Origin of the sequence: Cognatilysobacter bugurensis (genome assembly GCF_014652095.1) — a bacterium.
GTDB lineage: Bacteria > Pseudomonadota > Gammaproteobacteria > Xanthomonadales > Xanthomonadaceae > Cognatilysobacter > Cognatilysobacter bugurensis.
This window is the reverse complement of record NZ_BMYD01000008.1, coordinates 31,578-45,581: the sequence shown is the minus strand read 5'-3', so window position 1 is coordinate 45,581 and position 14,004 is coordinate 31,578. Positions and strand designations below refer to the sequence as shown.

Sequence of the window (14,004 nt, the reverse complement as noted above, 5' to 3'; positions counted from 1 at the left end):
AGGTCGCCGGCCACGCCGGCATCGACGAGTGCCTTGATCTCGGCGTTGATCGACTGCATGCCGGCCTTGACCGCATCGACTGCTGCAGTGATCTCGGCCTTCTTGCCGGGGTAACGCTCGATCTGCGCGGAGAGGTCGCCCCGTGCGTACTGGCGCACGACCTCGATGAGGTGCATCTGCGTTCCGATGTGCGAGGCGAGCAGGGCATTGATGCCGCCGGCCATGCGGCCATAGGCGCCTGGGAACGCCGCCTCGTCCATGCGATGGTCGATGCGCCCCGCGTCGTGCGCCTCGCGGGTCTCGTCCTGGGCGCGAACGAACACCTGCAGGGCGGCCTGCATCGTCTGCATCGACGTGAGCAGCGCCGCCACTTCGTCCCGCCCGGTGGCATCGATCGTGTTGTCGACGTCACCGGCTGCGATCGCCTGTGCAACCTGGGTGGCGTGCGTCAGCGGTTGCGTGATGGTCCTCGTGATGATCCACGCGATGGCCGTGCCGAGGACGATTGCGATGCCGCACAGCGCGACCATCAACCACGCAAACCCGCGCGCCGCCTCCATGGCGATCGCGGTCTCCCGCTTGTTCTTGGCTTCTTCCAGATCGATGAAGCGATTGATCGCGGCAAGCCAATCGACGAATGCCGGCTTGGCTTGCTCGATCAGTACGGTGCGGGCCGCCTCGCGCTGCCCCGACGCGCGCAGCGCGCGGACCTGCTCGATCAACGGCAGCGTGCGCGCCTCGATCGCCTTGATGTCCGCCAGGATCGAGCGCTCGGTGGCGTCCGGACTGGCGGGATCTTCGACCAGAGTGTCCAGTGGACCGGCTGAACGTGCATACGCAGCTGCAAGCGTGTCGATCTGCTGCTCGGCTTTCGCCACGGTCTCGGGCGAATCGAGCAGTACGACATCACGCAGCTCAATCGCGCGATCGTGAACGCTGCCGCGGAAGTTGATCGCGTAACGCTGCTTGACGCTGTTGATCTGGTTGATCGTCGTAAGTTCGGCGTCAATCAGGCGCACGCGCTGCACACCCGTGGCCGTGAGCACGACGAGCAGGGCGATGATGAGGGAGAACCCAACAGCCAGACGCTGACCAATACTGAGATGCCGGAGTTTCATGACGGGTCCGTTAGAAGGGAAACTCCCGCAGACAGACGTCGGCGCAGAGGCCTCTCAACAACGGCCGCGCATGTGGGATCTGAATAGCCAGCGCGATCGTTTGTAACGATCACATCCATAGGCACTGCCGATCGTCGCTGCGCAGCGGGCCGTTCGACTCCGACGCGAGACGGTTGAACCTGAGCTGCGAAGGCGTCGCGGTCGATGCATCAAGGCCCGGAGCGCGGGTCGCGCCCGTTCCCCGCAAGAAGGTCGCCGGGCGTCAGATCAATACGTGAGCTGCACGCGCATCGCGGCGAGCAACGGCTCGTCAGTGACTCCGTTGCGCTCGCTGCGCACGAGGTTTGCGCCAACACGCAGGTGATCGTTGACGTAACACGTGGCAGCGACGGCGAACTGCTGCATGCTGCCTCCCGCGACTGCGCGGCTGTCGAGGTCGATCGCGCTCCAGCGGGCCGCCAGTTCCCAGGCCCGGCCCTCGCCCGACGGTGCGCCGGGCACGCCGCGCTTGTAGCTGCGGGCGTGGCCGGTGGGTGACCACGTGGCGAGCACCGACTGCGCGTGCCCGTCCGCATCAGCACTGGCGTCGCGCGCGACGGCGACCTGCGCGTGCTCGCCCTGCACCGACCACGCGCCTCGGATCCACAGCGCCTCGATCGCCGCGCGATCGAGGCGGTCCACGCGGCGGAGCGCGCCCGTGCGTGCAAGCCGCACGTCGGTCATCGTGGTGCCCGGATGCGTCGAGAATGCGGCACGTCCGGCCTCGGGCGATTCGCTCGCAAGCCCACCGCCGATGTGCAGCACCTCACCGTCGCGGCCGCGAAGCTTCCAGGTTGCGCGCGTCGCGACACCGAGGCCTTCGTTCGTGCCGTCCAGGCGCTGGCCGATGACCGCGGCGTTGACCGTTCCCCAGCCGGCTTGACGCGCGTACTCGACGCCGAGCCGGCGGCTGATGCCAAACGCACCGATCGGCGCCTGTTCGAGAAACGGCGACTGCTTGTCGCTGATCGCATCCTCGAGCAGGAACGGCTGCTTGAACTGCCCGACGCGCAGGCTGTGGCCTTTCGCGGGCGTCCACTCGACGTAGGCGTCGGGCGGCGTGCGGTCGGCGAGATCGTGCTCGGCGACGAACTGCCACGCATCGCCCTTGAGCTTGAAGCCCAGCCGCGCGCGGCGAAACGCGTGGTCGTCGTGCAGGCGCGCATCGTCGCTGTCGAAGCGCACGAGGTCGTACTGGACGTTTGCGGTCGGGGAAAGATCGAGCTCGCCGGCCAGTGCGGTGGGCGAGGCGAGGAGCAGCACGCTCGAAAGCGGCGCGAGGTGGAGCAGAGTGCGCTTCATCGGATCGGAATCGTGTCGTGTAGAGCCGTGGGGGGCGACGCGCATGCGTCAATGAAGCGGGAGCGCCCGCATCGGCGGGGCCGGTGCCGGCCTGCGGGCCGGAGCGGCCTTCGCTGCCGCCTTGGCCACCGTCGGACCCGCGGCCTGCGCCTGCTGCGCGAGGCGGAACACCGCCACCGTCTGCACCAGCTGCTCGGCCTGCTGCTCGAGCGCACGCGCTGAAGCCGAAGCCTCTTCGACGAGCGCCGCGTTCTGTTGCGTGCCCTCGTCCATGTGCGTGATCGCCTGGTTGACCTGCTCGATGCCCGCGGTCTGCTCAGCACTGGCCGCGCTGATGCCGGACACCAGCTCGGAGACGCTGCGCACGCTGGTGAGCACTTCGCTCATCGTCTTTCCGGCGCGTTGCACGAGCTCGTTGCCTTGCACCGTCTTCACGGTCGAGTCGGCGATGAGCTGCTTGATCTCCTTGGCCGCGTTCGCGCTGCGCTGCGCAAGCGAGCGAACCTCGGCCGCCACGACTGCGAAGCCGCGGCCCTGCTCACCGGCGCGCGCTGCCTCCACCGCTGCGTTGAGCGCGAGGATGTTGGTCTGAAACGCGATGCCGTCGATGACCGAGATGATGTCGGCGACCTTGCGCGACGCGGCGTCGATGTCCGCCATGGTGGTAACCACCGAACTCACCACGCGCTCGCCTTGCGTCGCGACGTCGGCCGCTTGCGAGGACAGATCCCGCGCACGCCTGGCGTTCTCAGCGTTCTGCTTGACCGTAGCGGTGAGCTCCTCCATCGAGCTGGTGGTCTCTTCGAGCGCGGCGGCCTGCTGCTCGGTGCGCTGCGACAGGTCGCTGTTGCCCGAGGCGATTTCGCCCGCCGCGGAGTTGATCGAGTCGCTGGACTGACGGATCTCGGCGACGATGCGACCGAGCGTTTCCAGGGTGGTAGTCGCGTCGTTCTGGATCTGCGCGAACACGCCGCGGTGCACGCCGTCCATGCGGGCGCCCAGCTCACCGGCCGCGATCGATCGCAGCACGGCCGACACCTGCGCCAGGCTGTCTTCGGTGCCGGCCATCAGGGCGTTGAGCCCGACGACCATTGCGCGGAAGTCATGTTCGAACGCGCCCTCGGTCCCCCGAAGTGAGAAGTCGCCGGCGGCGGCGCCCTCGACGAGCCGACGGATCTCCGCATTGATGGCGCCCAGATTACGCTTGGCGGTGTCCAGCGCGTCGGTGATCGCGGCCTTCTCGCCGGGCAGGCGCGGCATGTCGGAGGCGAGGTCGCCGCGGGCATAGGCCTGCACGGTGGCGAGCATCGACTCGATCAGTGCCGTCTGCGACCCGACCAGCGCATTGGTGTTGCTGACCATCGCGCGGTACGCGCCTTCGAACGCCTCGTCGGGAATCCGGTAGCTCATCTGGCCGGCCTGGTGCCGCTCGGCCATGCGCGTCTGCGCGGCGGACACCTCGCGCAGCGTCTGGGCCACCTGCGACATCGCGCGGCCGAGCACTTCGATCTCGTCGCGCGAGCGCAGATCGATGTTCACTTCCAGCTCGCCACGCGACACCATGCGGGCGGCGTCGACGACGGCGTGGATCGGACGCAGCACGGCGCGGCGGAGCCACAAGCCGATCGCCGTCACCAGCGCGATCGCGAGCGCCAAGGTCAGCGCAGCGGCCAGAACTAGGCCTTGTTGCGCCTGGCGCGAACGCTCCAGTACGGCTTCGTCGGCAAGCGCCTGGTTGCGATCGACCAGCTTCCGAAGCGTTGCGGTCGGCTCACGATCGATGCCCTTGACCGCGGCGTCGCCCGCTGCGGTGACATGGCCGGCCGCTTCGAACGCGGCAAAGCCTTCGAGGTAGCGGCCGTGCAGTTCGAGGTGCTGACGGGCGAAGGTTTCGGCGAGCGCCGCCGTCTCCGGGTCACGGATCCGACCGGCCTGCTCGGTGGACAGCGCTTGCACCTTTGCGTGCTGTGCGTTGAACGCCTTGAGGTATTTGTCGCGCTGCTCGGCGTCGTGACCGCGGATCAGCACGTTCTTCCACTCCTGCACCTGGGTGGAAAACTCCTGGCTGATCGTCGCGCTCTGCGCGGCGAGTTCGACTTCAGGCGGCAGCTCGCTGGCGAGGCTGCGCCAGCCGAATGCGAGGCCGCTGAGTGCGCAGAGCAGCACGAGCGCGAGCCCGGCGCACAGCGCGCCCAGGAGCTTGGCCTGCAGGCCGGCGGGGCGGAGCTTCGAGAAGGTTGTCATGGAATGATCAGTGCGACGGCCACGGGGACGGGTCCGCTAACGACTGCAGCGCACGCGACTTGAGGCCAAGGTCGCGGCTCGGGCGCCGCGTCACATCACGTCGGCCACCGGGTCGCGATTGCGCCCAACGGCGAATACCCGGACAGGCGCGCGTGCAGGAAGCAGCGGCGACCGCGTCGCGGTCGCTGGAGGGGTGTCAGCAGCGGTGGCGGCCGGAGTTGGGGCCGGCGCGTACGCCGACGCAAGTCGCGCGTTCAGGCCACGCCGGCAGGTCGGATGCGGCGTTACGCCGCGATCGCCTCGTCGACAAGGCCCATCTCGACGCTCGTCATGAGCCGCTCGATGTCGAGCAGGATCAGCATGCGCTCGTCGACGACGCCCAGGCCGGTAACGAACTTGCGGTCGATCGCCGCGCCGAGCTCAGGCGTCGGGCGCGTCTGATCCGGGCCGAGGCTCAGCACGTCCGACACGCGATCGACAACGACGCCGACGATTCGATCGGCGACGTTGAGCACGATCATCACCGTGGTGTCGTCGTAGATCACGCTTGGCAGCTTGAACTTGATGCGCATGTCGACGATCGGGACGATCGTGCCGCGCAGGTTGATCACGCCCTTGATGAACGCAGGCGCTTCCGGCAGGCGCGTGACCGTGTCATAGCCGCGGATTTCCTGCACGCAGAGGATGTCGACCCCGTACTCCTCGTCACCGAGCGCGAAGGTCAGGTATTCGTGCGAGGCGGCCTGCGCGGCAGCGTCGGAGGAGGCGGAGCGGGCGTCGTTCATGGCGGCGTCTCGAAGCGGGGGAGCGCGGTGGCGCTGGAAAAAAGTGGCGGATGTCAGGCGGCGAGGCGCGAAGCGTGCGAGAGGCTGCTGGCATCGATGATCAGCGCGACGCGGCCGTCGCCGAGGATCGTCGCGCCCGACACGCCCGGCACGCGGCGGTAGTGCGACTCGAGGTTCTTGATCACGAACTGCTGCTGGCCGAGCAGGTCATCGACCTCGAGCGCGAGGCGCTTGCCCTCGCTCTCGACGACGACGGCGATCGGCGCGTCGCCGCGCGCCTGGCGGGCCGTCTGCGGCAGGCCGTACTCCGAAGCGAGGTCGACCATCGGCACGTAGTCGTCGCGCACGCGCACCATGCGCGTCTTGTTCGCGACGGTGCGCACGTCGGCCGCTGCGGGCTGCAGCGATTCGATCACCGTGTTGAGCGGCACCACGAACACCTCGTCGCCGATCGCGACGGTCATGCCGTCGAGGATCGCGAGCGTAAGCGGCAGGCGGATCGAGATGGTGCTGCCCTTGCCTGCGGCGCTGCGGATCTCCACCGCGCCGCCGAGCGAGAGGATGTTCTTCTTGACCACGTCCATGCCCACCCCGCGGCCGGACAGGTCGGTGAGCGCATCGGCGGTCGAGAAGCCTGGTGCGAACACGAGATCCCAGATCTGCCCGTCGGTCGGGTTTTCCGGCATCGGCAGGCCTTTTTCGCGCGCCTTGGACAGGATGCGCTCGCGGTTCATGCCGCGGCCGTCGTCGGTGATCTCGATGAGGATGTGGCCGCCCTGGTGCTGGGCGCTGAGCGTGATCGTGCCGGTCTCGTCCTTGCCCGAGGCGTTACGCTCGTCGGGCATTTCCAAGCCGTGGTCGATCGCGTTGCGCACCAGGTGCACGAGCGGGTCGACGATCTTTTCGATCATGCCCTTGTCGAGCTCGGTGGCTTCGCCGAACGTGCGCAGCTTGACCTTCTTGCCCAGGCGGCCGGCGAGGTCGCGGACCATGCGCGGGAAGCGGCTGAACGCGAAGTCGACCGGCAGCATGCGCACGCTCATCACCGCTTCCTGCAGGTCGCGCGTGTTGCGGGTGAGCTGGTCGATGCCGGTCAGCAGCGACTCGAACTGGCCCGGGTCGAGGCCTTCGGTGCGCTGGCGCAGCATCGACTGGGTGATGACCAGTTCGCCGACGAGGTTGATCAGCGCGTCGATCTTCGACGTCGCGATGCGGATGGAGCCGTCGGCGTCCGATGCGCGTTGGCCGGCCGGTGTGCCGGCGGCGGCGGGCGCGGCGGCGGCAGGCGCCGCGGCTTCGACCGGGGCGGGGGCGGCCGGCGGTGCAGCCTGCTGGCCCACGCCTTCGATCGTGAGGTCGCACTCGTCTTCGACCCATGCGAACGCATCGGCGACGAGCGCGCGTTTGACCGTGCCGGGCACCTGTATGCGCCACGACAGATAGGCCTGCAGCGGGTCGAACTCGCCGAACTTCGGCAGCGTCTCGTCGCTCATCTCGACCGTGAGCGGGCCGAGTTCGGCGAGCTCGCGCACGATGCGCAGCGGGTCGTTGCCGCTCATGAACAGCGATGGGTGCGGCTTGAACGTCACCTGCCAGTGTTGGGGCAGGGCGTCGGCCGCGGGGGCGGCGGTCTTCGCGGCAGCAGCGGCGGGCGGTGCGCCTTGGAGCACGGCTTCGAGCGCGCCGTGCGCGTGGGCCAGTGCCAGTTCGTCGACGTTGCCGCCGTGCTCTGCGACTTCGAGCAGGTCGCGCAGCACGTCGACCGAGCCGAGCAGTGCGCCGACGGAGTCGACGTCGAGCGTGCGCTTGCCGGAGCGCGCTTCGTCGAGCAGCGTCTCGAGCACGTGGGTGAGCTGGGTGACGTGCTTGAAGCCGAACGTCGCCGCGCCACCCTTGATCGAGTGGGCCGCGCGGAAGATGACGTTGATCGTCTCGGCGTCGCCGCTTCCGGCCTCCATCCCGAGCAGGCCGGTCTCCATCGCGGCGAGCCCTTCACGGCTCTCCTCGAAGAACGCGGCGTGGAACTGGGACATGTCCATCAGGGTCTACCCCGGCGATGCAGCACGCCGCGCGGTGAGCGCGCGGCAGAGGAAATCAGGAGCCGCGCGAGCGCGGCGACGATGCGGAGCAGCAGCGGTCTCCGGCGCGATCGGCGCCGGCGCGTGCGTGGCGGAGCGGCCGCGAGGGCCGGCGACGCGCCGCGCAGCAGCGGCTGGCTGGCGGTCCACAACAGCGCCGTGCGCTCCGTTGTCATGTCCGTCGGCTCAGCCGAGGACCTTGCGCACGGTGTTGAGCAGCTGCTCGGGGTCGAACGGCTTGACGAGCCAGCCGGTCGCGCCGGCCTGCTTGCCTTCCATCTTCTTCTCCGGGCCCGACTCGGTGGTCAGCATGAGCAGCGGCGTGAACTTGTAGTCCGGCAGCTGGCGCAGGTGACGGATCAGCTCGATGCCGTCCATGCGCGGCATGTTGACGTCGGTGACGACCGCATCGAAGCGACGCGTCTTGGCGATGTCGAGCGCGGCCTGGCCGTCCTCGGCCTCGCTCACGTTGTAACCGCCCGACGAAAGGGCGAACGCGACCATCTGCCGCATGGAGGTGGAATCGTCGACGATCAACAGCTGGGCGCTCACGCGGAGTCTCCGGAAATATCAGCTTGGGGGGATTCAAGGCCGAGGCTCGCGAGCAGCGCGAGCTGGCGGGCGGCCGAAGTGAGGGCAGGCGACGCCGCAGTGACCCGCGTGCTGCCGCCCCGCGCCGCGCGCTCGCGCACGAACGCGTGGAGCAACTGCAGGCCCGCGGTGTGCACTCGTGTCACCTGGTCGCCGACGAGCGCAAGCGGCTCGGCATCGTCCAGGTGCGGCATCAGCGCGTCTTGGAGTTCGCCAACACGTTCGATGCCGAGGTCGGGTTGTAGGGCTAGTTCACTCATGGCGCTCTCACGGCCGGTGGTTCGACCGGTTTATCGGCGCCGCGGCGGGTGACTTGAGGGCGGGGCAGGGTGATGGGGCGCAAGGTTTCGGCGGGTCGCGGTTGGCGGGCCGATTTGATCGCTGCGCGCTGCGCGCTACGGGCAAGGCCAAGGCCAAGGCTTCCGCCTGAAGGCGGGTCACTTTTCTTTGCTGGCCCAAAGAAAAGTAACCAAAAGAAACGGCCTTCCCCGACAGGGCTCAACGACCAGCGGATACGACGACGCGATTTTCCGACTCGCCCTCCTGGCTCGGTCGGAAAACGGCGGGCATCCATGCCCGCCGCCCTTTGGGTCTGTCATGTGCTCGGCGGTCTGGACCGATGTAAAAAAACCGAGAGCTTGGAGCCGAATACGAAGAACCGAGAAGCTAGAACCAGACGCCAAGAGCCAGGCAGCAAGACTGTAGAGCCCAGAGCCCAGAGCCCAGAGCCCAGAGATCAGAGATCAGAGATCAGAGATCAGAGCCCGCGGCCAGGGCAGGGCGAAGCGCTTCTGCCTACCGCTGCCGCCAAGGCTCCAGTGCCCATCGCGTGTGGCGACACGCGAGATGAATTGGTTCTGACGGAGCCAACGGGCAGCGGATGGCCTGAAAGCGCCAGTGCCTTTCGCAGCTCGGTGCTCGCCGACCATCGAGTTGTGCAGGCCACAGCTTCACCGGAGCCCAGCGCGTCACAGACAGGCCGGCACGTCGCAAAGGTGGCACCGTTGCCTACGCCTACGCCTACGCCTACGCCTACGCCCGCGCCCGCGCCCGCGCCCGCGCCCACGCCACGCCCACGCCACGCCCACGCCACGCCACGCTTATGCGTGCGCGTGCCTGTCCCCGTGCCGTCGCTCTTTGCCGGCGTTTGCCGAAGCTAGGTAATCCGTAGACCCAAAGGGCGGCGGCCATGGATGGCCGCCGTTTTCCGACCGAGCCAGGATGGCGAGTCGGAAAATCCCCAGCGCACCGTACGTTGCAGCGGGAGGTGTGTCGGGGAAGGCCTTTTCTCTTGGTTACTTCTCTTTGGGCCAGCAAAGAGAAGTAACCCGCCGCAAGGCGGAAGCTTTGCTGTTACACCGCGAGGCGGAAGCTCCGCCACTGCGCCGCAAGGCCGAAGCTCCGCTACCACTCCGCAAGCAACAAACCCCAGCTCCGCAACCAATCAAGCCGCAACGCGCCCCACCCACCGAATCAATCAAACAACCAGTTCGCATCCAGCAACACTGTCGGCGCATCGTTCACCCGCGCCACGCCCACGATCGCCCCTCGAATCCCCGCGCCTAGCGGCGGCTCGATGTGCACCTCGGCCAGAGTGACCACGTCCTGCACCGCCGTCACGAGCAGTCCGATGAGCTCGTCGTTGCGTTCGACCACGACGATGCGCGAATCCTCGCCCGGTCGCACCGCGCAGGTGCCGAGCCACAGGCCGAGGTCGTACACCGGCACGATGCGGCCGCGCAGGTTCATGACGCCGAGCACCGCGGAGTCTGCGCCGCGCATCGAGACGATCGGCGCAACGCGCACGACCTCCTGCACGCTCAGCAGTTCGACCGCATACCGGTCCGCATCGACGCAGACTCGCAACCAGCGACCGGTCCGCGCCTGACCCGGACGGCTATCGCCCTTCGGACGCAACGCCGGTGCGGGCGCGTCGATCCTGCGCGTGGGCGGCACCGGTGCGAACGACTCGGGCAACTCGAAACGTTTCGGCGCGCTCGATCGCGCCACCGGCTCAGGCTCGGCCGGGGCCGGGGCCGGGGCCGGGGCTGGCGGCGTTGCGGCCGGGGCTTTCGCGACCGGCGGCTTGGCCGCGCTGGCAGGCGCGGCGAACTCCTGGTCGAACTCGGCGAGCAAGGCGGCGGCGAGGTCTTCATCGACGACGGGCTTCGGTGCCGGTGCCGCGGGCTTGGCCATCGCGGCCGCCTCGCGGTCGAACTCCGCGAGCAGGTCGGCCGCCAGCGCGTCGGCGTCGAATGCAGGCGTGGGCGCGACCCGTGCGTTGTCGAGCATGGACTCCTCGGCGATGACGCAGGCATCCGCCGGCGCGTCGGCCGCGGCTGCGGGCGCCGAGACGTCGTCCTGCGCGCACGCGGCGACATGCACACCGTCGTCGACATCGGTCGTGGCGATCGCATCGGCCACGCCTGCATCCGCATCCGTCGCTGACGGGCTCGCCGGGCGGTCGTAGTCCTCGAGCAGTGCGACCGCGAGCGCGTCGTGGGTTGCGTCGGTGACGGCGTCCGCGACAGCGGCATGCACGGCCTCGTCGTCGGCGAGCGGCTCGACGGCCGGCGCCGCCTGCGCAGGCTCGCGCGGTGCGGGGCCGAGCAGTTCGTCGAGGTAGGCGTCGATCAGCGGCTGGTTCATGCGGCTTCCTGATGGGCGATGGCGCATTCGAGCAGCCACGAGGCTGCGTGCGCATAGGCGTCGGTGCCCCGGCTCTGGACACCAGCGGCGGCGGTCAACGCCGCGGCGTCGCGCAGGCGGGTGTCCATCGGCACGGTGCCCGGCCAGACGTGTCGGCCGTGGCGCTCGTGCAGCAGTTCGAGGCTGCGCGTGCCGGCGCGCGTGCGCCGGTCGTGCAGGGTGGGGAGGATGAAGCGCGGCAGCGGCCGGCGGCGCGAGCGCTCGATCATGTCGGCGGTGCGCAGCATGTCGTCCAGGCCGTGCAGCGCGAGCGGATCGGTCTGCGTCGGCGCGACGAGTCGGTCAGCCCCGGCAAGCGCGTTGACCATCAGCAGGCCCAGGGTCGGCGGGCAGTCGAGCAGCGCGTAGTCGTACTGCGTGCGCGCGTCCTGCAGCGCGCGGGCGAGCGCGAGGCCCAGGCCCGGCTCGTTCGCGCCACGGCGCTCGAGCGTCGCAAGCGCGGAATGCGCGGCGACGATCTGCAGGCCGTCGATCGCGGTGTCGCGCGCGACCGCGGCGATGGTCTGCGGCTCGAGCGCGAACAGGTCATGGCTGCCCGCCGGGGCAGGCTCGATCGGCACGCCGAACGCGTGCGAGAGCGACGCGTGCGGGTCGAGGTCGACGAGCAGCACGCGCGCGCCCGAGTCGGCGAGCGCGCGGCCGAGGCAGAGCGTCGACGTCGTCTTGCCGACGCCGCCTTTCTGGTTGGCAATGGCCCAGGTCTGCATCAGGGAACTCCGGCGGGGGACGGTGCAAGCCCGACGGCCGCGGTGAGCCGCGTGGCATCGGATACGGAAACGGTGGCCAGCGTGGCGGGCTCAGGCGCACGCACGGGCGCCGCATCGGGTGCGGCGAGGATCACGAGCTGCACGCGGCGGTTGCGATTGCGGCCCGCGTCGGTCGCGTTGTCCGCGGCGGGGCGGTGCTCGCCGTAACCGACCACCGCCAGTCGCGATTCGTCCACGCCGCTCTCGCCGAGCGCGTGCACCACGCTCGCCGAGCGCGCGGCCGACAACTCCCAGTTGGAGCGGAACGCGGCCGTGCGGATCGGTACGTTGTCGGTGTACCCCTCGACGCGGATGCCGTTGGGTTCATCGCGCAGCGCCCCAGCGAGTTGCTCGATCGCCGAGCGGGCGGCGTCGCTTGGGCGCGCCGAGCCGCTCGCGAACAGCAGATCGCTCTGGATTTCGACTTCGATGTGCGTGCGGCTGCGGCGCACGGTGACCATGCCCTGGGACACCAGGCCTGACAGCGCGCGCTCGATGCGGGCGCCGATCGCGTCCAGCCGGTCGTCGCCGCCCGCGGTGGCCTGCACGGCGGGCAGGTCGAACAGCGCCTGCGCATGCGCGCTGCGCACGGGGTGCGTGCCCGCCGCATCGAGCGGCGCGGCCGCGTGCGGCGTTTCGCCGAGCTCGATCGGCGTGAGCGTGTTCGTCTGGCCGCCGAACGCAACCGACATCGCATCGGCCATCACGCGGTACTTGCCCTCGTTGACGGACGACATCGCATACATCACGACGAAGAACGCGAGCAGCAGCGTCACCAGATCGCCGTAGGGGATCGCCCAGGCTTCGTGGTTCATGTGCTCTTCGTGGTGGTGCCGGCGCCTGCGCATCATGTGCTCAGTGCAGGAAGCCGCTGAGGCGCACTGCGATGTTGCGCGGGTTTTCGCCCTGGGCGATTGCAATCAGGCCTTCGACGAGCATCTCGCGCTCGTTCGTCTGCGCGTGGATCAGGCTCCTGAGCTTGGCCGCCATCGGCAGGAACATGAGGTTCGCCGCGCCGATGCCGTAGATCGTCGCGGTGAACGCGGCGGCGATGCCTTGCCCGAGCTTGCTCGGGTCGGCGAGGTTCTTCATGACGGCCATGAGGCCGAGCACCGCGCCGATGATGCCGAGCGTCGGCGCGTACACGCCCATGCCTTCGAAGACTTTCGCCGCGGCGAGGTCGCGGCGGCTGTGGCCGTCGACTTCGATTTCGAGCATCTGCCGGATCTGCTCGGGCTCGACGCCGTCGACCACCATCTGCAGGCCCTTGCGCAGCAGCGGGTCGCGCTGCCGGTCGACTTCCGACTCGAGCGCGAGCAAGCCCAGGCGGCGCGCGGTGGTGCTCCAGCCGACGAAGCGCGCGACGAGCTGCTCGCCCTGCAGCGCCGGCGGCTGGAACACCCAGCGCACGATGCGCCAGGCATGGCGGAAGGTGGCGATCGGTGTCTGCAGCATGATCGAGGCAAACGTGCCGACGATCACGATGGCGAACGCCGCGGGCGACCACAGGCCCGAAAGGCCTGCGCCCTTGAGCACGCTGCCGCCCACGAGGGCGACGAGCGCGAGCACGACGGCGATGACGCTGAGCTTGTCCATCACGACGTTTATCGGGTCCGGAAGCGGTTTCTTGAGCCGCGCGCGGTCGCGCACGGGGTGGATCCGGACGTTGTGCAAGAAGCGGGCCGGCGCATGCGGGGCGCTCCGACGGAACGCCGACGCATGCGAGCCGCGTCAGAAACCCCAGTGCAGTGCGAACAGGGCGGCGTCGGGACCGTCGGCGATCTCGACTTCGGTCGCCACGCTCCATCGGGGCGTGAGGAAGTACTCGGCGCCGAACGCCGCGCTCGTGCTCGCGGCCTCGAGGTCGCCCCCGAAATAGCGGTTCGCTCTCGCCGTGAGGAGCCACGCAGCCGACGGTGCGCTCGTGACCCCGAGCGACGCGCGGTAGGCATCGGCGGCGACGCCGTCCGCCTCGCTGCGCTGCACGCCGAGCTCGGTGTTGAGATCCAGGCCGTCGGCGAGCGTGTACGCGTAGCCGAGGCCCGCGTTTGCGGCGTCGACGTGGCCGCCGTCGCGCAGCGACTGGCGCGTCGCGCCGAGGCTTCCGTAGAAGCCGCTGTCGCCGAACTCGGCTGCCACCCTGGCGGTGGGCCCGGACGAAACGCCGTCGACGGCAATCACACCGAGTTCGACGACGTTGTAGCCAATCTCGACCGCGTGCGCCGCCGGTGCGACGAGCAGGGCGAGCGGAAGCAGGAAGCGTGCGGACGTGCGAGCCATGGCAGAGCGTATCGAGGGGAACCTGCACCCGGTGACGGCGCCGATGCGCAGACCTGTAGGCCCGGGCCCGGCAAACGTGACGGCGCGCAAGCCCGGCGGGGCGGAATCGCGC

General features: G+C 69.2%; 12 protein-coding genes. All 12 read right to left on the bottom strand.

The window, feature by feature from the left end; genetic code table 11:
• On the bottom strand, window positions 1–1,118 hold a 1,118-nt coding region (locus IE075_RS15165; RefSeq protein ID WP_189457942.1), incomplete at its 3' end, for a HAMP domain-containing protein.
• 267 nt (window positions 1,119–1,385) lie between these two features.
• On the bottom strand, window positions 1,386–2,459 hold the full coding sequence (locus tag IE075_RS15160; RefSeq protein WP_189457941.1) for an OprO/OprP family phosphate-selective porin: 1,074 nt from the start codon (window positions 2,457–2,459) through the stop codon (window positions 1,386–1,388).
• Window positions 2,460–2,507: 48 nt separating this feature from the next.
• Window positions 2,508–4,703 carry a methyl-accepting chemotaxis protein gene (locus IE075_RS15155; protein ID WP_189457940.1) on the bottom strand — a complete coding sequence of 732 codons (2,196 nt, stop codon included), beginning with the start codon at window positions 4,701–4,703 and terminating at the stop codon, window positions 2,508–2,510.
• Window positions 4,704–4,987: 284 nt separating this feature from the next.
• Window positions 4,988–5,488, bottom strand: coding sequence for a chemotaxis protein CheW (locus IE075_RS15150; RefSeq protein WP_189457939.1), 501 nt, complete (start codon window positions 5,486–5,488; stop codon window positions 4,988–4,990).
• Window positions 5,489–5,541: 53 nt separating this feature from the next.
• Window positions 5,542–7,527, bottom strand: a complete 1,986-nt coding sequence (locus tag IE075_RS15145) for a chemotaxis protein CheA (protein WP_189457938.1) — start codon at window positions 7,525–7,527, stop codon at window positions 5,542–5,544.
• A 225-nt stretch (window positions 7,528–7,752) separates the two neighbouring features.
• A complete protein-coding gene (locus tag IE075_RS15140; RefSeq protein WP_189457937.1) occupies window positions 7,753–8,118 on the bottom strand; it encodes a response regulator in 366 nt (121 codons plus the stop codon).
• The gene (locus IE075_RS15135; protein WP_189457936.1) at window positions 8,115–8,417 is read right to left on the bottom strand and encodes an STAS domain-containing protein; all 303 of its coding nucleotides are present in this window, start codon (window positions 8,415–8,417) and stop codon (window positions 8,115–8,117) included. Before IE075_RS15135 ends, IE075_RS15140 begins: the two co-directional genes overlap by 4 nt.
• Window positions 8,418–9,630: 1,213 nt before the next feature.
• The gene (locus tag IE075_RS15130) at window positions 9,631–10,806 is read right to left on the bottom strand and encodes a chemotaxis protein CheW (RefSeq protein WP_189457935.1); all 1,176 of its coding nucleotides are present in this window, start codon (window positions 10,804–10,806) and stop codon (window positions 9,631–9,633) included.
• On the bottom strand, window positions 10,803–11,573 hold the full coding sequence (locus IE075_RS15125) for a ParA family protein (RefSeq protein WP_189457934.1): 771 nt from the start codon (window positions 11,571–11,573) through the stop codon (window positions 10,803–10,805). Before IE075_RS15125 ends, IE075_RS15130 begins: the two co-directional genes overlap by 4 nt.
• A complete protein-coding gene (motD, locus tag IE075_RS15120) occupies window positions 11,573–12,463 on the bottom strand; it encodes a flagellar motor protein MotD (protein ID WP_425489388.1) in 891 nt (296 codons plus the stop codon). Before motD ends, IE075_RS15125 begins: the two co-directional genes overlap by 1 nt.
• A gap of 4 nt (window positions 12,464–12,467) precedes the next feature.
• Window positions 12,468–13,208: a flagellar motor protein gene (locus IE075_RS15115; RefSeq protein ID WP_189457933.1), complete on the bottom strand. Its 741-nt coding sequence runs from the start codon at window positions 13,206–13,208 to the stop codon at window positions 12,468–12,470.
• 135 nt (window positions 13,209–13,343) lie between these two features.
• A complete protein-coding gene (locus IE075_RS15110) occupies window positions 13,344–13,892 on the bottom strand; it encodes a hypothetical protein (protein WP_189457932.1) in 549 nt (182 codons plus the stop codon).
• Window positions 13,893–14,004 lie beyond the last annotated feature (112 nt).